The sequence below is a fragment of the Micromonospora sp. WMMD975 genome, from assembly GCF_029581215.1.
In the GTDB taxonomy this organism is placed as follows: Bacteria; Actinomycetota; Actinomycetes; order Mycobacteriales; family Micromonosporaceae; genus Micromonospora.
Map to the genome: position 1 here is coordinate 1,114,754 of NZ_CP120739.1, position 18,258 is coordinate 1,133,011.

Below are 18,258 nucleotides of genomic sequence, written 5' to 3' on the forward strand. Positions count from 1 at the left end.
GGGTGGGGTGCGCCGACCCTTCTCGGACGTCGCCGCGCCCGGGCAACCCACTTTCGTCGACATCGGAGCACCGGATCCATAGACTCCGGTCGTTCTGGTGCCACGAGTCCAGGGAGGACCCACGTGTCGAGCGAAACCCGACCGCACGCCGCCTCATCGCTGCTGGCCCGCCTCGCCGGGGTGACGGTGACCGCCGCCGCACTGGTCGCCACCGCCGGTGTCGCCGCGAGCGCGGCGCCGGCCGCCGAGCCCGCGCCCACCAAGGGGCCGTGCGCGTACACGCCGACGCCGGACGAGCCGGCGGCCCGGCCGGTGCCGCTGCCGCCGGACCCGCGTCGCACGCCGGCCCGGGGGACGGTACGGGTCACGCTGCGCACCAACCAGGGGCCGATCGGGCTGGTCCTCGATCGCGAGCAGGCGCCCTGCACCGTGCAGAGCTTCCTGCATCTGACCCGGCACCGGTTCTACGACCGGACGCCGTGCCACCGGCTCACCGCGTACCCGACGTTGACGGTGCTCCAGTGCGGCGACCCGTCCGGCACCGGCGAGGGCGGCCCGGGCTACCGGTACCGCGACGAGCTTCCCACCGACCTGCCGCCCGCGCCGACCGACCCGACCGGGGTACGCCGCCTCTACGCCCGCGGCACGCTTGCCATGGCGAACGCCGGGCCGGACACCAACGGCAGCCAGTTCTTCCTGGTCCAGGCCGACTCGGCGTTGCGGCCGAACTACACCGTCTTCGGCCGGGTCGACGCCGCCGGGCTGGCCACCCTGGACCGGATCGCGGCCGGCGGCATCGCGGCCACGCCGGAGGACCCGGCGCCGGTCGACGGCGCGCCGGCCCACCCGGTGCAGATCTGCCGGGCCACCCGGGGCCGCTGACACCGGCGGCCCGGCGGGACGGCCTCGTGGCCGCCCCGCCGGACCGGTGGTGCGGGTCAGGCGGGCAGTCGCCAGACCTGGTTGGCGCCGCCGAAGCAGTCCCAGATCTGGAGCCGGGTGCCGTCGGCTGAGCTGTTGTCGGTGGCGTCCAGGCACCGGTTCGACACCGGGTTGCGCAGGGTGCCGTTGCTCTGGGCCTGCCAAACCTGGGCGCCGGTGCCGTTGCAGTCCCAGATCTGGATCTTGGTGCCGTTCGCGGTGCCGGCGCTCGTCACGTCGAGGCACTTGCCCAGCGCCCGCAGGGTGCCGTCGCCGCCGACGGTCCAGCTCTGCGCGGCGGTGCCGTTGCAGGTGTAGAGCTGGACCGCGGTGCCGTTGGCGCTGCTGGCGGCGGCGACGTCGACGCACTTGCCGCCGATGCCGGTGACCGGCCCGGTGCGCCCGGACGGCGGCGGGTTGGTGCCGCCGCCGGTGGCCGCGTCGTAGATCGCGGTGACCAGCGACGTCGCGCCGGTGGTGTCCTGGGACAGCTCCCAGTTCATCATGCCGCCGGCGTTCGCCCTGGCCCACTGCGTCTTGCGCGTGACCGTGGGCAGGCCGTTGTAGCACTGCTGGACGCCGCCGACGGTGGTGCAGTCCCGGTTGGCGTTCGCCGGGTCCATGCCGACGAGCGCGGCGTACGTGTAGTAGCCGGGCCGGCTGTAGAAGGGCACGCCGAGCACCGCCTTGGCGGCGGGCAGGCCACGCGCCTTCCATCCGTTGACGCTGGCGATCGCCCAGTCGTAGTTGGCGTGCGGGCTGCCGCCGTCGTACGCCATGATGTTCAGCCAGTCGACGGCGCCGAAGACCGCCGTGGGCACCCCGTTGACGTAGTAGCCCTCGGCGACCACGGCGGCGGTGAGCAGCTTGCCGCGGCTGTGCAGGGCGCTGCCGAGCTGCTGCATCAGCAGCGTGTAGTTGTTCGCCGAGGCGCCCGGGTCGGGGTATTCCCAGTCGATGTCGACGCCGTCGAGGTTGTACTGGTTGACGAAGTTGACCACGTTGGTGACGAACGCGCCGCGGGCGCCGGAGTTGGCGGCGAGCGCCTCGAACGCGGAGTCGTCGCCGTCGTTCCAGCCGCCGATGGCGATGGACACCTTGACGTTGTTGGCGTGGCCGAGCGACACCAGCGAGGAGAGCTTGCTCGGGTTCTCCACCGCGCGCAGGCTGCCGTCGCCGTTGGGTAGCGCGAAGGCGTAGTTGACGTGGGTGAGCTTGCCGTACTGGATGCTGTTGACGCTGCCGCTCCAGGACGGCATGTAGCCGACGCTCTTGAAGCCGTTGGGCAGCACGGCCGCCTCGGCGGCGGACGGGGCGAGGGTGAGCGTGGCGGCGGCGGTGGCCAGCGCGAGCGCACCGGCGGCGAGGCGACGCCGGAGGTGGGGTCTGGGCATCGAGGGGCCTTCCCGGGGACGGGGGCGGACAGGGGGTGTTCCTCGAGGTGAACCAAATATTAAAGACTATTAACTAAGCCGTCAACGAGAGACTTCGATGGGTCATGCTGCGTACGCGGACAGTCGAGCGAGCTGACCCGCAGGCCAGCCGGTGTTCGCCGTGATGAGCACGCGGAGGTACCGGATCGAGGTGGCGGCGAAGGTCAGCGTCGCCTGGTTGCCGCCGGCCGGGTCGAACCGCACCCCGGCCGACGCGGCCAGCGTGCCGAAGCTCGCCCCGTCGGTGCTGCCCTGCACGGACAGCGTCTGGGTACGCGCCTCCCATCCCGGCGGCAGCGCGAGCACCACGCGGGCCACCGACCGGGCGGCGCCGAGGTCGACCTGCCACCACTGCGGGAACACCCCGTTAGCCGACTCCCAGTAGCTGCCCGGGTCGGCGTCGACCGCGTTGCCGGCGCTGAACGGCCCGTTCTGCTGGCTGCTCGACGACGCGGGCCGGCCGGCCGCCAGGTCGCCGCCGGACGGCTGCCCGCCGCCGGTAACCGGCGGGGTGGGGCGCACCGGGGTGAGCGCCAGTTGTCCCTTGAGCATCCGGCCGCCGTCGGCGGTGATGCGCAGGTAGTAGTCGGCCGAGCAGAACGTGCCGTCCTCGTCGAGCGCCCGGATGCCGGCGCCGGCCGGGGTGGCCGCCGCGGTCTCGCTGGTCTTGGAGATCTGGTTGCCCTCGTTGAACTCGTCGAACATCGACACGTAGAGGCCCTGCGACCCGAGCCGGACCATGTTGTAGAGGTGCCGCCAGTAGAAGTCGCCGTGCCGGCGGTGCCCGGCGGACAGGTCGCCGGGCATCACGCAGGGCTGGTAGTCGATGCCGTGGGCGGCGCAGTCGGCCAGGTCGGGGACGTTCACGTTGGCGTGGAACCAATCCAGCCCGTCGAGCGTGCCGGTGCGGCCGACCATCCACGGCGACAGCATGTCGAACGCGTGGTAGACCTCGGCGAAGCCGGGCCGGGAGTCGTTGATGCCCTGCCGCCAGTAGGTCGGCACCCCGCCGATGACGTAGCAGCCCTGCGCCTTGAGCCACCGCACCACGTCCAGGCAGGCGGCGGGCGCGAAGGGACGGCCGTCGTCGGCGAAGCCGAACCCCCAGACGCACACCACCGGCCGGCCGTTCTGCCGGGCGTACGCCGGTGAGGCGGTGTGCGCCGACATCCTGGTCGTCCAGTCCTCCTTGAGCTGCGACTGCATGGCCGTCCAGCCGGTGACGTCGTACATGACGTAGAACTTGCGGCCGTAGCGCTCCGCCGCCGAGCGGACCTTGACGGTCATCGCGTCGCGGGTGGGCCCCTCGTCGCCGAACGGGTTGAACCGCTGCAACGCCGCGGTGTCGCAGCCGTACTCCTGCATCCAGCGGAAGTGGGTGTCCACGGTCTGCTGGTCGTAGGAGGAGAAGAGCGTGGCCGGCCGGCCGTCGCCGAGGTTCGGGTACGCGGTGGGGTAGCCGCGGGCGTACTCCCGCATGTCCGGCCAGGACACGATCGTGGTGTTCGACGGCGCGGGGGACTGGAAGCGGTCGCGGCTCCAGTGCCACCAGCCGCCGATCGGGGCGCCGTCACCCGGGCAGCTGAACCAGCCCTGGTAGCCGACCGTGACCTTGCCGACCACGTCGCCGGGGGGACTGGCCGCGGCGGCGGACCGGGCGGTGAGGGGTGGCAGATCAGGCAGCACGGCGAGCGCGGACCCGGCCACCACGGACCGGATCAGAGTACGGCGGGTGGGCGCCATGGGGACCACTCCTTCGAGGGAGGAAGAAATGACGGTCATCATGGCAGTACGCGACATCCAATCGCAATACTTAGACAAGTCGATGAAACATCGCGGCCGGGGGCAGATGACGACGCGGGGCGGCCCCGTCCGGGACCGCCCCGCGTCACGCGGAGGAGACTCAGCCGACCGAGGCGGGGAACCGCTCCCAGACCCGGTGCGCCGCCATCAGCCCCTGCACGGCTTCCAGCACCTCGGCGCCGGAGCCGCCGCTGACCACGCCCGGCGAGCCGGCGACCCCGGCCCGCTGGAGCACCTCCGTGCCGGCGCCCCACGCGCCGATCGCCTTGGCGTGCCGCCACGCCTCCTCGACCAGCAGCAGCACCCGGGGGTCGACCGTGGGGGAGCCCGCCGCGCCGGCCTTGGCGTCCCGGGCCGGCAGCGCGTCAGGCGCCGGCGCCGGGGCCCCGGCCAGCAGGACCGCGTCGAACTCGACCGAGCGGGCGGTGGCGAACGTACGCTGCACCGGCAGCCCGCCGACGGTGCCGCCGTGCGCGGCGATCAGCAGCGGCACCATGCCGGCGGCGAACACCGCCCCCTGGACCTGCCCGACGTCGTCCAGGTCGCTGTCCGCGTCGACCACGATGCCGACCATCCGCCCGTCGGCCGGCCACTCCCGGCCGACCTGGGACAGCGCCGGGCTGGGCTGCACCTCGGCCAGCGGCACGGTGGGCTGCGGCGCGGGCAGGCCCAGGCCGGTGGCGACCCGCTCGCAGAGCACCGGGTCGATGTTGGCCAGGCACTGGAGCTGCCGCTCCTTGATCGCCTGGTGGTAGCACTTGCCCAACTCGAACGTGTACGCCCGGACGATGTGCTCCTTCTCCACCGGAGACATGCTCGCCCAGAAGAGCCGGACCTGGCTGAAGTGGTCGTCGAAGGAGGCCGGGGCCGCCCGGACCTTCGGCGCCTCCGCCACCGTCACCGGTACGTCGACGAAGGCGTGCTCCCGGTCACCGGCCGGGAACGGGTTGCCGCCGTCGAGCGAGTTCGGCCGGTACGGGGCCACCCCGGCGTGCACCGCGTGCTGGTGGAAGCCGTCCCGCAGCATGTCGTTGACGTCGGCGTGCGGCCGGTTGATCGGGATCTGGGTGAAGTTCGGCCCGCCCAGCCGGGTGAGCTGCGTGTCCAGGTAGGAGAAGAGCCGGCCCTGGAGCAGCGGGTCGTTGGTGACGTCGATGCCCGGCGGGAGGTGCCCGAGGTGGAACGCCACCTGCTCGGTCTCGGCGAAGAAGTTACGCGGCGTCCGGTTGAGCGTCAGCGTGCCGATCGGCTGCACCGGCGCCAGCTCCTCCGGGACGATCTTCGTCGGGTCGAGCAGGTCGACCCCGGCGAACGTCTCCTCCGGCGTGTCCGGGAAGACCTGGATGCCCAGCTCCCACTCCGGGAACGCGCCGGCCTCGATGGCGTCGTAGAGGTCGCGGCGGTGGAAGTCCGGGTCCATGCCGTTGATCAGCTGCGCCTCCTCCCACTCCAGCGAGTGCACCCCGAGCTTCGGCTTCCAGTGGAACTTGACGAGCACCGTCGCCCCGGCGTCGTCGACCAGGCGGAAGGTGTGCACGCCGAAGCCCTCCATGGTCCGGTAGGACCGCGGGATGCCCCGGTCGGACATGTTCCAGATGGTGTGGTGCTGCGCCTCGGTGTGCAGGGAGACGAAGTCCCAGAACGTGTCGTGCGCGCTCTGCGCCTGCGGGATCTCCCGGTCCGGGTGCGGCTTGCCGGCGTGGATGATGTCCGGGAACTTGATCGCGTCCTGGATGAAGAACACCGGCATGTTGTTGCCGACCAGGTCGAACGTGCCCTCGTCGGTGTAGAACTTGGTGGCGAAGCCCCGGGTGTCACGGACCGTGTCCGCCGAGCCGCGCGAGCCCAGCACCGTGGAGAAGCGGACGAAGACCGGTGTCTCGCGTCCCTTCTTCAGGAAGCCGGCGCGGGTGACCTTCTCGGCGGCGCCGTTGGCGACGAAGACGCCGTGCGCGCCGGCGCCCCGGGCGTGCACCACGCGCTCCGGGATCCGCTCGTGGTCGAAGTGCATGATCTTTTCGCGCAGGTGGTGGTCCTGGAGCAGCACCGGGCCGCGCGGACCGGCCTTGAGCGAGTGGTCGGTGTCGCGCAGCCGCGCGCCGTTGGCGGTGGTGAGGTACGCCCCCTGCTGCCCCTTGGCGCTCTTCGGCACGCCGGTCTCCGCGCCGGTCGGGGTGCGGGTGTCCGGTGCGCCCTGCTCGTCGGAGGGTGGCAGCGGGCCGTGCGGGGTGGTCGGCTCCTCCAGCGAGGGTGGCGCGCTGCCCGGCGCGCCCGGCACATCCGGCGTCAGTGCGTCGCCGACCTTCTCCACGGCGGCCTCGACGACGTCCTTGACGACCTGGGCGGGCTTGCTGGATTCCATCAGGCTTTGTCCTCCCTGGGGCGATTTATCAAGCCCTCAGGGCCCTACCCGTGGCGGGGGAGGACAAACACGGATCACCCGGACGGGTCGCCGGGGTGCGGCACGACCACGGCGGTCACCACCAGCCCACCGGCGACCAGCCATCGACCGTCGAGCACGCGCAGCGGCGGCCCGCCGTCGGCCCGGGCGCCGTCGACAAGGATCCGGGCGGCGAACCGGCCGGCCGGGTCGATGGTCAACTCCGCGTCCTCGAACCCGAGCCAGCGGCCGGTCAACGGGTACCACGCCTTGTAGACGGACTCCTTGGCGCTGAACAGCAGCCGGTCCCAGTGCGTCGCGGGGTCGGCGGCGCGCAGCGCGGCCAGGTGCGCCGGCTCCCCGGCGGTGGTGACCGCCTCGGCCACGCCGTCGGGCAGCGGCCCGTGCGGCTCGGCGTCGACGCCCAACCCGGCCAGCGTGTCGGCCGGCGCCACCACCGCCGCCCGGTAGCCCGAGCAGTGGGTGATGCTCCCCACCACCCCGGACGGCCAGACCGGCTCCCGGCGCGGGCCGGGAAGGATCGGCGCCGGCGCGTACCCGAGCCGGCCCAGCGCCTCCCGGGCGCAGCGGCGGGCGGTGACGAACTCCCGACGGCGACCCTCGACCGCGCGGGCGACCAGGTCCTCCTCCCCGGGGTACGGCGTCTCGCCGGGCACGTCGGCGAACGCCTCCACGGCCACCACCGCCGCCGGCAGCAGCGCCTCGATCACCCGGCACCGCCGAGGATCCGCCGCATCGGCCGGGGGTCACCGCCCCGGCGACCCCACTCGCGCGGGTAGCCGAGCGACACCTCCTCGAACCGCACCCCGTCGTAGTGGGTGGTGCGCGGGATGTGCAGGTGACCGTAGACCGCGACGGCGGCCCGGTGCCGCACGTGCCAGTCGGCGGTGCGGTCGGTGCCGCACCACTGGGCGAATTCCGGATACCAGAGCACGTCGGTGGGCTGGCGCACCAGCGGCCAGTGGCTGACCAGGACCGTGGGCAACGCCGGGTCCGCGGCGGCCAACCGCCGCTCGGTCGCCGCCAGCCGCGCCCAGCACCACGACTCCCGATCCGGGTACGGGTCGGGATGCAGCAGCATCTCGTCGGTGCACACCACCCCGGAGGCGTACGCCACGCGCAGCGACTCCTCCTTCGTCGTCGTCCCGGGCGCCCGGAAGGAGTAGTCGTAGAGCAGGAACAGCGGCGCCACGGTGACCGGCCCGCCCGCGCCCCGCCACACCTGGTAGTCGTCCTCCGGGGTGAGCACGTCCAGGTCGCGGCACATGGCGACGAGCGCCTCGTAGCGCGCCACCCCGCGCAGCGTCACCGGGTCGGCCGGGTGCGTCCACAACTCGTGGTTGCCGGGCGCCCAGATCACCCGGGCGAACCGGTCGCGCAGGTCGCGCAGGGTGCGTTCGATGTCGGCGAAGGCTTCGCCGACGTCACCGGCCACGATCAGCCAGTCGTCGGCCGTCTCCGGCCGCAGGCCGTCCACCACCGCGCGGTTCTCCGCGTACGACACGTGGAGGTCACTGACCGCGTACAGCCCAGCCGTCACCCGGTCGATCTTGCCAGTGGCGCTCCCGGAAGGCCAGGCGTGGAGCCCGGTCAACCGGTCAGATCGGCGACCCGGTCGACGGCGCGCAGCAACTCCCGGGCGATGCCCGGCTCGGCCGCCGAGTGGCCGGCGTCCGGCACGATCCGCAGCTCCGCCGCCGGCCACCGGTGGGCCAGGTCGTACGCGGACACCGGCGGGCAGCACAGGTCGTACCGGCCGTTGACGATCACGGCGGGCAGGTGCCGGATCCGGTCCACCCCGTCGAGCAGTTGACCCTCGGCGAGAAAGCCGCCGTGCACCGCGTAGTGCGACAGGATCCGGGCGATCGGCAGCGCTTGGGCGTCGTCGGTGAAGTGGGCGAGCACCTCCGGGTCGGGCCGCAGCGACGAGTTCACCGCCTCCCACCGCCCCCAGGCCCGCGCGTACGCCCGCGCCTCGTCCACGTCCGCGCCGTGCAACCGCCTGTGGTAGGCGGCCAGCACGTCACCGCGCTCGGCCGGCGGGACCGGGGCGACGAACCGCTCCCACTCCTCGGGCTGGAGGTGGCGCAGGCCGCCCTGGTAGAACCAGTCCCGCTCGCTGCGCCGCAGCAGCAGCACGCCGCGCAGCACCAGGCCGGTCACCCGGTCCGGGTGGGTCTGCGCGTACGCCAGGCCGAGGGTGACCCCCCACGACCCGCCGAAGACCAGCCACGACTCGATGCCCAGGCGCTGCCGGATCGTCTCCAGGTCGGCCACCAGGTGCCAGGTGGTGTTGGCCCGTAGCTCGCCGAACGGGGTGCTGCGGCCCGCGCCGCGCTGGTCGAACAACACCGCCCGGTAGCGCCGGGGATCGAAGAACCGCCGCGCCGCCGGCACCAGGCCGCCGCCGGGCCCGCCGTGCAGGAACACCACGGGTACGCCGTCCGGCCGTCCCACCTCCTCCACGTGCAGGACGTGGCCGTCGCCGACCGGGATCCGGTGGGTGGCGTACGGCTCGACGGGCGGGTGGAGGGCGGCTCCGGTCATGCCAGATGATTCTGCCCGTCCGGCGCCCGCCGGGCGGGCCGGTCAGCAGGCGACGTTGGCGCCGAGGTTGTCGAGCAGGGCGTCGGCGGCCCAGCCGGACACGCCGGTCGTGGTGTCCTTCAGGTAGGTCCAGGTGTAGGTGGTGTGCCCGTTGGCGCTGACCCGGTCGCCGCTGGCGAAGCAGTGGAAGTCGACGCCGTGCGAGAGCTGGCCGTAGCCGAGCGATCCGCAGCTGGTGTGCGGACCGGTGCGGATGTTGACGTTCGTGGCGTTGAAGAGCTGGCCGAACTTGTTGTCCACGTTGGAGTGGGAGTGGCCGCAGCTCGCGCTCGCCGGTGCGCCCGCGCCCACCACCGCGACACCCGCCGCGGCGACGGTCAGGACGACCGCCGCGCCGATCGAGGACGCCTTGCGCATGCTCATCAACCCCCGGATCAAGGCCGCCATTGATCCACATATTTGCATATGGCAAAGGCAGGTGGCAAGCGCGCCGGGAGGTAAGGAGGGGCCCCTTTTTAACACACGTGTGTTAAAAAGGGGCCCCTCCTTACCCTCAGGCGGGGGTGCGGACGTCCGTGTCCTCGTCGGGGACGGGGCGCGGCGCCGGCGTGCGCACCGCGAACGCGTCGAAGCTCGGCCCGTCCAGCCGCTCGATGAACGGCTCGGCGCTCGGCCGGTCGACCTCGCCCCGCTCGGACTCCGCCCGCTCCGAGTTCGCCCGCTCGTTGTCGGCCCGCTCGTTGTCGGCCCGTTCCGCGTCGAGCCGCCCGGTGTCAGGCCGCCCGGTGTCCGGCCGCTCGGCGTCGGACCGCTCGCCGCGCGCCGGCTCGGCCGCCGCCGGGACGGAAGCGGCCGGGCGCGCGAGCACCTGCGGATACTCGGCGGTCTCGCTGCCACCCGCGGCAGCCGCCATCACCGCCGCCGCGGCCAGGTCGGCCACCCTCTTGGCCTCCCGCTGCACCCGGGCCCGGGTCTCCTTGGCGTGCTGCTCCGCCAGGTCCGCCGCCCGCCGCGCCTCCTCCAGGCGCCTGGTCTCGGCGGCCAGGTCCCGGCGTACGCCGACCAGCCGCTCCTCCAGCTCGGCGCCGGCCTGCTCGATCTCGGTGATCTCCCCGCGGGTCTCCGCCAACTGCTGGCCGACGGACTCCAGCTCGGCCTTGAGCTGGGCAAGCGCCTCCTGCCGCTGCTGGACCTCCCGCTGCACGACGGCGAGCTGCTCCTGGTGTGCGGCGTTCTCCTCGTCGGCCCGCTCCCGCACCTCGGTCGCGTACTGCTGGGCCTCGGCGACAAGCGCGGCGATGTCCCGTTCCGCGGCGGTTGCCCGGTCGGCCAGCTCCTGCTCGGCGGCGGCCCGCCGCTCGTCCAGCTCGCGGGCCATGGTGGCCTGCCACTGGGCCAGCTCCTGCTGCGCCTTGCTCCGGTTGGCCTGCACCTCCTGCTGGATCTGGGTGCGCGCGGCCTTCACCAGCGCCTCGGACGCCGACCGGGCCTGCTCGACCTGCTGGGTGGTCTGCTCGGAGATCCGCTTGGCCTCCTGCTGGGCCCGGTCGTGCACGGCCTGACCCTCGGTGCGCAGCTTCTCCGCCAGCTCCCGCGCGGCGGTCAGCTCCGCCTGTGCGACGGCCCGCCGCTCCTCGTCCGCCCGCTCCTGCTCGGCCCGGCGGGTGGACAGCTCCTCGTCCAGCTCGCGCCGGTCCCGGGCGGCCTGCTCCTGGGCCGCGGCCAGCACCTTCTCCGCCTGCGCGTGGACGTCGTCGGCGCGCTTCGTGGCCATCTCGGTGATCTGGCCGGCCTGCTTCTCGGCCAGATCGAGGATCTGGTCGACCATCGGGCCGAGGTCCCGGAAGGAAGCCCGGTCGACAGGCGTCGGGCGGTCGCGCAGCTCGACCGCCTCGGCCTGCGCCCGCTGCATCTGCGCGGTCAACTCGCGGACCTGCGCGTACGCCCGGTCCCGGGCGGCGGTCAACGAGCTGACCTCGCCGTCCATCTGCTCGACGTACCTGTCGACCTGCCGTTTGTCGTAGCCGCGCAGGGCCGGGTCGAACCGTGGCCGCGCGGACACGTCGTCGTGGGGTGCGAACGGTTCCTCACCGTTGGACATGCGCCATCCTCCGTCGGTTCGCCAGCGCCAGGCCGCGGGGCACGATGAGGCGCAACGGTACCGTGTCCGCGCGCGCCGTTGACCCCGCCCCGCCCCGGGACCGCCGGTTGGTCGGTCGGTCAGACCGGGAAGTGGGCATTCCCCGCCGTCAGTCGGATGGTGAAACCGTCGGCGTCGCGGTGCGAGGTCACGTGGTCGCAACTCTGGTGGGTGATCCAGAGCCCCAGGCCGCCCTCGCTGCCGTCGCCCGCCGGCAGCAGACCGGCGTACGGGTCCTTGGGGCCTGGACCGCGATCGTGGACGGTCACCACGATCCGGTCCGCCGCGCACCACACCCGCACGCGCACCGGCGTCGTCCCGTGCCGCAGCGCGTTGCACACCACCTCGCTGACGGCCATCACCAGGTCGTCGACGCCGTCGGGCGAAAGCAGGCCGTGGTCGGCGGCGCGTACCGCCTCCCGGGCGCGGGCCGGCGTCGGATCGGTCAGGTCGACCGCGGGCGTGGTGTGCTGGAGCGGGTCGAGCGGGGCCGGGTGGTGCTCGGCCAGGTAGCTCACCGGCTCGGTGTAGACGCCGGTCGGCTCGTGGGCGTCGTCCGGCCCGGCGATCCGGGGATGGGTGCGCGCCACGTCGGCCAGCACGTGCGGCGGCGCGACCCGCCGGTCGTACGCGCACATGCTCCAGAGCGGGAACTCGTCGTACGCGTGGTTTATCGCCGACTCGTAGCGGGCCCACCAGTCCCAGGTCGCACCGAACACCACCGGCGGCAACTCGCCGACGATCCGGATCTGCGTCGCGCCCGCCGCCACGTGCCCGGCGAGCAGTTCCCGGTAGGCGCGGATCGCCCCGGTGGGCCGGGCGTAGACGTCCCCGCCGGGCAGGAACGTGACCCCGGCGCCGGCCGGCAACGCCCGACGCACCAGGTCGGCGTTGCGGGCGCCGAGGCCCACCACGGTGGGCTCACCGGCCTCGACGCCGCCGGTCAGGAACGGCAGCACCACAGCCAGCAGGTGCTCGTCGGAGTCGTAGAGGATCGCCTCGTGGATGTAGCCCACGTGCCCGGCCGCCGCACCGGTCCTCATCGGAGCACCTCCACCCGTACCTCGGTCAGGCCCAGCAGCTCGACCAGCCGGGCCACGGCCGGGCGGCGGGTGCGCAGCACCACGGCGGCGCGGTGCCGGCGGGCATGGTCGCGCAGGCGCAGAAGCGCGCGGTGGTCGACGAAGCGCAGGTCGGCCGCGTCGACGACGAGCCGCCCGGCGACCGGTCGCGGGTCGGCCCGGTCCAGGGCGGCGGCGAAGAGCGCGTGGTGAGTCTGGTCCAGCTCGCCCCCGAGCGCCACCACCGCGTCACCGTCGCCGGCGTGCAGCCGGAACGGCACGTCGGCGTTGCTCTCCGGATGCAGGCAGGCCAGCTCGGCGACCGCCGCGTCGCCGAGCGCCCGGCGGTCGTAGGCGCACACCGCCGACATCGGCCGGTGCCGCATCCAGCGGTCCACCTGGTGCTCGTAGCGGGCGAACGCGTCGCGCCGGGCGGCGTCACGGACCAGGGCGGTCGCGTCGGCCACCACCCGCAGGCCGGTGTGGCCGGCGGCCAGCGCCTCGGCGGTGGCCCGCGCGTACGCCCGGACCTGTCGCCGAGGGTCGACGGCCCGGTCGTGCCGGTAGGCGTCGCCGGTCGCGAACAGCCGCACCGTGCCGCGACCCAACGCGGCGTCGAAGCCGGGGACGGACCCCAGCCGCCGGGTCACGGCACCGGGCTCCTCCGGCCCGACCACCCAGACCTGCTCACCGGCCGCGAGACCGACGGTGACCTGCTCGACCGTGCGGGCGTGCCACGTGGCCGGGTCGTCGTAGGCGAGGCAGGCGTGGCCGTGGCCCGTCGCGGCCACGCTCGTCACCGGCTCCGCCCCATCAGGTCATTCTAAGCCCAGCCGAGCTGGAGATCGCGCCAGGCGGTCGACTCCAACGGCGGGTCGCCCAACGGCACTCCCGTCGAGTTGTTCCAGTACGCGATCGCGTCCACGTCGTGCTGCTGCCGCAGCCAGGTGACGTGGTCCCGGAGCGCCTGGGCCCGGCCCGCGCCCGTGGTGTCGGCGGTGGTCCGGCTCAACCCGTACTCGGGCACCAGCAGCCGGACGCCGGGGACGGCGGCGCGCACCTTGCCGAAGGCCACCCCGAACATCCGGGAGGCGGGCCAGTACGCGGCGGTGTCCTGCGAGTAGCAGTCCACCCCGTAGTGCGTCATGCCCGGGTAGACCCAGTCGGTCGGGTTGCCGCGCCCCTCGTCCAGCCAGTAACGGGTGACGATCGGGCCGTGCCCCAGCACCCAACGCCGTTGGGGATGCGCGGCCAGGATCTGGCTCACCCGGGCGGCGGTGGCCCGGTACGTCGCCGGCGTCACGTCGCCCATCGGCTCGTGGTACCAGGTCAGGTAGATCGGCCGGCGCACCTCGTCGAGCCAGCCCGCCAGCTGCTCGACGTCGTCCTTCCAGGAGACGTGCATGACGGCCGACGGCGCGTCGGCGAACTTCCCGGCGTTCAGCGGGGGCAGCTCCGGCAGCGCGTCCGCGTCCGGGCCGTCGGTGCCGTAGTCACGCATGTAGCGGATGCCCGGATAGTCGGCGACCACCCGCCGGGTCCGTGCCCCCTTCTCGGCGGACATGCCGACCAGCAGTGGCACCGTCAGGGTGGCGCTGCCGGTGCCGGCGCGCCCCGCGCCGTCCCGGGCGGTCGCGGTGAGCGTCACCGTGCCCGGGCCGGCCAGTACGCCGACCGTGAAGCGGGTCGGGTCGGCGTCGGCGGGCGTGACTGTCACACCCGGTGAGGCGCTGCCGAGCTGCACGGTCAGCGGCACGCTCAGGTCCAGCCGGACCGGGCTGTCCCAGGCCACCCCGGTGGGGTCGCTGACCCGGCCGGGGAGGGTCAGCAGTCGGGAGTCGGGATGGTAGGCGTCGACCCGTACGGTGGTCGACTGCCCGGGTGTCAGGACGGTCTGGTCGGCGGTGACGGAACGGATCACGGGTGCGGCCATGACGATCTCCTTCGACGTGCGCCTACGCGCTCCAGCCGCACGTCTTCGGGTGACCAGATAGGCTCTGAGCTGCTCTTTCACTAGCTTGCGCCGATTCGGTGCGGACCGCCACAGGTGGTAGCAGATGGTGCGAAATCCGAGGCGGGGCCCGACCACCGGATGACTCCCGGCGGCGATGTTTGCCGGACGCGCTCGGCGGTACTGCACCCGGGGGACGGCAACGAGACGGTGGGGGAGTGAGGCGCGGTGGACGTGAACGACCTGCTGACCGAGGCGTACGGGCGGCTGCCGGACCTGGTCGCCGGTGCGCTCGACGGGCTCGACCCGGAGCAGCTTCGGCAGGCCCCGGCCGACGGGGCGAACCCGGTCGGCTGGTTGATCTGGCACCTGACCCGGATCCAGGATCATCACGTGGCGGACCTGCTCGGGGAGAAGCAGCTCTGGGCCACCGGCGACTGGGCGCAGCGGTGCGGCCTGCGCCCCGACGCCGACGACACCGGCTACGGCCACGGCCCCGAACAGATCGCCGCGGTGCGGCCGGATGACGGCGGCGTGCTGCTCGACTACCACCGGGCGGTGGTGGAACGGAGCTTGGCATACCTGCGGCGGTTGCGTCCGGGCGATCTGGACCGGGTGGTGGACGAGAACTGGGACCCGCCGGTCACGCTCGGTGTACGACTGGTGAGCGTGCTCGACGACGACCTTCAGCACGTCGGACAGGCGGCGTACGTGCGCGGCCTCATCCGGAACGGGTGAGTTGGACCCACCCGGGCGGCGGGAACCCAGCGCCTCGGGCGGAGTCCGGCATCGGCCGCCGCCACGGACGAGGGAGGGATCGATGAGCGCCTCCGCCGCGGAGTACCTGGCCCGGGGAGCGGCCGGCCATCACCCCGAGCTGCCCGAGACCACCTCCGGCACGATCCGCCTGGACCTGGGAGAGGGCGGCCGGACCGAGCACTGGTATCTGACCATCGACCACCAGGCGGTCGGGGTGACCCGTTCGGCCGAGGCGGCGGACCTGGTGATCCGGGCCGACCGGGAGGTGTTCGACCGGATCGCCGCGGGCCGCCTGCACCTGGCCGCGGCGATCCTGCGCAACGACATCAGCGGGCAGGGCAACCTACGACTGTTGACGATGTTGCGCCGCATCTTCCCCGGCCCGCCGGACGCGCGGCACCCCCGGGACGTCGCCGGTTCCCCGCACCGGCAGGCGACGCGATGAAGCAGGAACTCGTCTCCGTCCTCGCCGGCAACGCCTTCGCCACGGGCGACGCGCAGGGCGACATGGAGGCGGAGCCGTGCGTGCCGATCGGCCTGTTCTCCTTCGACACCCGGTTCCTGTCCCGCTGGATCCTGACGATCGACGGTGAGCGGTTGCAGGCGCTGTCCCGGGACGACCTGAGCTACTTCGAGGCCCGCTTCGTGCTGGTGCCCGGCGCCGCCAGCCACTATGTGGACGCCGACATCTCGGTGATCCGGTACCGCTCCCTCGGCGAGTCGTTCCACGAGGAGATCACGGTGCTGAACCACTCCGCCGAACCCGCCGAGTTCACGGTGCGGATGGAGATCGGCAGTGACTTCGCCGACACCGCCGAGATCCATCAACCCGGCCCGCGCCGCCCGGCCGCCACCGCCGACCCGGAGCGCCGCGAGCTGCGGATCCGCTACCAGCGCGAACGGTTCACCCGGGAGACGGTGGTCGCCAGCACCGCCCCGGTCGAGGTCGACTCCCGGGGGATGACCTTCCGACTCCGGATCGAGCCGAACGGCCTCTGGCGCACCCATCTGCACGTGCACATGGTCATCCACGGCGCCGGCGAACAGGACCTGCGGACCGACATCGAGGACCACCGCCAACAGGTCCGGCAGAGCATGGCCGACGACCTGACCCGGTGGTTCGACCAGGCGCCGCAGTTGGTCGCCGACCGCGCGCCCCTGGCCGCCGCGTACCGGCAGGCCCTGGCCGACCTGGCCGCGCTGCGCTACACCCCGCTCGCGTACGCCGAGCGGGTGCCGGTCGGTGGGCTGCCCTGGGCGATGACCCTGTACGGCCGGGACGCGCTGATCACCTGCCTGGAGACGCTGCCGTTCACGCCCGAGCTGACGCCGCCGACGCTGCGCATGCTCGCGTTCGCGCAGGGCGGCCAGCTCGACGACTACCACGACGAGGAACCCGGCAAGATCCTCGGCGAGCTGCGGTACGGCGAGACGGCCGCGTTCGACGAGAAGCCCACCGCGCTCTACTACGGCGCGGCGGACACCACCCCGCTCTTCGTCGTCCTGCTCGACGAGTACGAACGCTGGACCGGCGACGCCGACCTGGTCCGGCAACTGCGCCACCCGGCCCGGATGGCGCTGGACTGGCTGACCGAGTACGGCGACCCGTACGGCGACGGCTACCTGCGCTACCAGCCGCGCAACACGACGAACGGGGTGGCCAACCAGACCTGGCGCAACTCGCCGGACGCGATCGTCGACCGGCACGGCGTCGTGCCGCCGTTCCCGCGGGCCACCTGCGAACTGCAGGGGTACGCGTACGACGCGCGGATCCGGGGCGCCCGGCTGGCCCGGGAGTTCTGGAACGACCCGGGGTACGCGCAGCGGCTGGAGGCGGACGCGGCCCGGCTGCGGGAGCGGTTCGACCGGGACTTCTGGCTGCCGAACCGGGGCTACCACGCGCTGGCCATCACCCCGGACGGGGAGCCGGTCGACGCGCTCACCTCCGCCCTCGGACACCTGCTCTGGAGTGGCATCGTCGCACCCGAGCGGGCCGACTCGCTCGCCGCCCACCTGTGCGGGCCGGACCTCTTCTCCGGCTGGGGAGTGCGCACCTACGCGGAGGGGCAACGGCCGTACAACCCGGTCGGCGCGCACCTCGGCGCGGTCTGGCCCTCGGACAACGCCCTCGTCGCGGCCGGTCTGCGCCGGTACGGCTACGACGCCGAGGCAGCCCAGGTCGCCGCCGGTGTGCTCGCCGTGGCGGAGACGCTCGGCGGGTCGGTGCCGGAGGTGATCGCCGGCTATCCGCGCCGGCTCACCAGGTACCCGGTCCAGCTTCCGGCGGCCGGGCGACCGCAGTCGTGGGCTTCCGGCGGCCTGCTGATGCTGCTCGCGACCATCTTGGGACTGCGCCCGTGCGGGGACAACCTGCTGGTGGACCCGGCCATCCCCGCCGGCTACGGAAAGATCGAGCTGCTCGACGTCCCGGGCCGGTGGGGCCGGGCCGACTCGTACGGCCGGGAACGAGGCAGTCGTCGGCGGCTGCGCACCGGCGGGGGAGCGGGCCGGCGCGCCGCCTGACCGCGCCCGCTCAGCCGGAGCCGGAGCCGCTGCGCTCCCGGGTCGCCGGTCCGTTCGCCTCGGGTTGCGGCGGCGGGTCGGCCCGGGACGTCCGGGCGAGCAGCCGGTCGACGCCCACGAAGAGCAGGCCCAGCAGCCAGAACACGGTGGCGAACCCGAGCGCGCTGACCCCGACGCCGTCGTAGCCGAGCTGCCCGGCGTCCAGGAACGGGTACGGGTAGCGGTCCACGACGAGGCCGCGTACCAGCGCGAACCCGAGGTAGGCGAGCGGGAACGCCAGCCACCAGGCGGCGTACCGCGGGCGCAGCCGGCCACGCCTGTCGAACAGCGCCCAGTCGGCCACGGCGAGCAGCGGCACCACGGTGTGCAGGAGCTGGTTGCCCCACCACTCGCCCGGCTCCCGGTGCGGCTGCGCCATGGCGAACGGGCTGGCTGGATTGGCCAGCACCAGGTGGTAGACCGTGCCGGTGATGGTGATGTAGAGCGTCACCGCGCCCTTCAGCGCACTCGGCGGCTCCGGCCGGTCGCGCGACGCGCACCAGGCGGCGTAGCCGGCGAGGACGCCGACCGCCACGTTGCTCTGGATCGTGAAGTACGGCAGCAGGCCGGTCACGGTGGCCGGGCCGAGCGCGGTGAGCACGATGCCGGCCAGCACGGCGAGCACCACGGCCAGGCGGAGGAGGATCGCCGGTCGGCGACGCCGGGGGGTCACCGGGGCA

Annotated in this window: 16 protein-coding genes; 4 read left to right on the forward strand and 12 right to left on the reverse strand. The window is 73.4% G+C overall.

Annotation, left to right across the window (positions count from 1 at the left end):
- The first annotated feature begins 123 nt into the window (after positions 1-123).
- Positions 124-882: a peptidylprolyl isomerase gene (locus O7613_RS04965; RefSeq protein WP_282292401.1), complete on the forward strand. Its 759-nt coding sequence runs from the start codon at positions 124-126 to the stop codon at positions 880-882.
- Between the two features lie 56 nt (positions 883-938).
- Here O7613_RS04965 and O7613_RS04970 read toward each other — a convergent pair whose 3' ends face one another.
- The 11 genes from O7613_RS04970 to O7613_RS05020 all read right to left on the reverse strand — a co-directional run bounded on the left by O7613_RS04970 (position 939) and on the right by O7613_RS05020 (position 14,239).
- Positions 939-2,315, reverse strand: a complete 1,377-nt coding sequence (locus O7613_RS04970) for a glycosyl hydrolase family 18 protein (RefSeq protein WP_282292403.1) — start codon at positions 2,313-2,315, stop codon at positions 939-941.
- 102 nt (positions 2,316-2,417) lie between these two features.
- Positions 2,418-4,097 (reverse strand): discoidin domain-containing protein, encoded by a 1,680-nt coding sequence (locus O7613_RS04975; RefSeq protein ID WP_282292405.1) that lies wholly within the window; start codon positions 4,095-4,097, stop codon positions 2,418-2,420.
- Positions 4,098-4,257: 160 nt separating this feature from the next.
- Positions 4,258-6,519: a catalase gene (locus O7613_RS04980; RefSeq protein ID WP_282292406.1), complete on the reverse strand. Its 2,262-nt coding sequence runs from the start codon at positions 6,517-6,519 to the stop codon at positions 4,258-4,260.
- 74 nt (positions 6,520-6,593) lie between these two features.
- A complete protein-coding gene (locus O7613_RS04985; RefSeq protein WP_282292408.1) occupies positions 6,594-7,268 on the reverse strand; it encodes a 4'-phosphopantetheinyl transferase superfamily protein in 675 nt (224 codons plus the stop codon).
- Complete coding sequence (locus tag O7613_RS04990; protein WP_281583971.1) at positions 7,265-8,098, reverse strand: metallophosphoesterase; 834 nt, start codon at positions 8,096-8,098, stop codon at positions 7,265-7,267. The genes O7613_RS04985 and O7613_RS04990 overlap by 4 nt, the downstream gene beginning before the upstream one ends.
- Before the next feature lie 50 nt (positions 8,099-8,148).
- Positions 8,149-9,105 carry a prolyl aminopeptidase gene (gene pip, locus O7613_RS04995; RefSeq protein WP_282292410.1) on the reverse strand — a complete coding sequence of 319 codons (957 nt, stop codon included), beginning with the start codon at positions 9,103-9,105 and terminating at the stop codon, positions 8,149-8,151.
- 42 nt (positions 9,106-9,147) lie between these two features.
- Entirely contained in the window at positions 9,148-9,552 is a 405-nt protein-coding gene (locus O7613_RS05000) for a hypothetical protein (RefSeq protein WP_281583969.1), read from the reverse strand.
- A gap of 106 nt (positions 9,553-9,658) precedes the next feature.
- Entirely contained in the window at positions 9,659-11,206 is a 1,548-nt protein-coding gene (locus O7613_RS05005) for a hypothetical protein (RefSeq protein ID WP_282292411.1), read from the reverse strand.
- Between the two features lie 119 nt (positions 11,207-11,325).
- On the reverse strand, positions 11,326-12,288 hold the full coding sequence (locus O7613_RS05010; RefSeq protein WP_282292412.1) for a sensor histidine kinase: 963 nt from the start codon (positions 12,286-12,288) through the stop codon (positions 11,326-11,328).
- Positions 12,285-13,106, reverse strand: a complete 822-nt coding sequence (locus O7613_RS05015) for an MEDS domain-containing protein (protein ID WP_282292414.1) — start codon at positions 13,104-13,106, stop codon at positions 12,285-12,287. The genes O7613_RS05010 and O7613_RS05015 overlap by 4 nt, the downstream gene beginning before the upstream one ends.
- Before the next feature lie 23 nt (positions 13,107-13,129).
- Positions 13,130-14,239, reverse strand: coding sequence for a hypothetical protein (locus O7613_RS05020; RefSeq protein ID WP_281583965.1), 1,110 nt, complete (start codon positions 14,237-14,239; stop codon positions 13,130-13,132).
- A 246-nt stretch (positions 14,240-14,485) separates the two neighbouring features.
- Between O7613_RS05020 and O7613_RS05025 the strand changes: the two genes are divergently transcribed.
- The 3 genes from O7613_RS05025 to O7613_RS05035 all read left to right on the forward strand — a co-directional run bounded on the left by O7613_RS05025 (position 14,486) and on the right by O7613_RS05035 (position 17,539).
- Positions 14,486-14,995 (forward strand): DinB family protein, encoded by a 510-nt coding sequence (locus O7613_RS05025; protein ID WP_282292416.1) that lies wholly within the window; start codon positions 14,486-14,488, stop codon positions 14,993-14,995.
- Positions 14,996-15,077: 82 nt separating this feature from the next.
- Positions 15,078-15,461: an SCP2 sterol-binding domain-containing protein gene (locus tag O7613_RS05030; protein WP_282292417.1), complete on the forward strand. Its 384-nt coding sequence runs from the start codon at positions 15,078-15,080 to the stop codon at positions 15,459-15,461.
- A complete protein-coding gene (locus tag O7613_RS05035; protein WP_282292419.1) occupies positions 15,458-17,539 on the forward strand; it encodes a glycogen debranching N-terminal domain-containing protein in 2,082 nt (693 codons plus the stop codon). The genes O7613_RS05030 and O7613_RS05035 overlap by 4 nt, the downstream gene beginning before the upstream one ends.
- A 10-nt stretch (positions 17,540-17,549) precedes the next feature.
- Here O7613_RS05035 and O7613_RS05040 read toward each other — a convergent pair whose 3' ends face one another.
- Positions 17,550-18,251, reverse strand: coding sequence for a Pr6Pr family membrane protein (locus tag O7613_RS05040; protein WP_281583960.1), 702 nt, complete (start codon positions 18,249-18,251; stop codon positions 17,550-17,552).
- Positions 18,252-18,258: the final 7 nt, after the last annotated feature.

Bases quoted from the DNA above. Each gene is read 5' to 3' on its own strand.
- O7613_RS04970 (WP_282292403.1), bottom strand. From the start codon at position 2,315: ATGCCCAGACCCCACCTCCGGCGTCGCCTCGCCGCCGGTGCGCTCGCG.
- O7613_RS04975 (WP_282292405.1), bottom strand. From the start codon at position 4,097: ATGGCGCCCACCCGCCGTACTCTGATCCGGTCCGTGGTGGCCGGGTCC.
- O7613_RS04980 (WP_282292406.1), bottom strand. From the start codon at position 6,519: ATGGAATCCAGCAAGCCCGCCCAGGTCGTCAAGGACGTCGTCGAGGCC.
- pip (WP_282292410.1), bottom strand. From the start codon at position 9,105: ATGACCGGAGCCGCCCTCCACCCGCCCGTCGAGCCGTACGCCACCCAC.
- O7613_RS05000 (WP_281583969.1), bottom strand. From the start codon at position 9,552: ATGGCGGCCTTGATCCGGGGGTTGATGAGCATGCGCAAGGCGTCCTCG.
- O7613_RS05005 (WP_282292411.1), bottom strand. From the start codon at position 11,206: ATGTCCAACGGTGAGGAACCGTTCGCACCCCACGACGACGTGTCCGCG.
- O7613_RS05010 (WP_282292412.1), bottom strand. From the start codon at position 12,288: ATGAGGACCGGTGCGGCGGCCGGGCACGTGGGCTACATCCACGAGGCG.
- O7613_RS05020 (WP_281583965.1), bottom strand. From the start codon at position 14,239: ATGGCCGCACCCGTGATCCGTTCCGTCACCGCCGACCAGACCGTCCTG.
- O7613_RS05030 (WP_282292417.1), top strand. From the start codon at position 15,078: ATGAGCGCCTCCGCCGCGGAGTACCTGGCCCGGGGAGCGGCCGGCCAT.
- O7613_RS05035 (WP_282292419.1), top strand. From the start codon at position 15,458: ATGAAGCAGGAACTCGTCTCCGTCCTCGCCGGCAACGCCTTCGCCACG.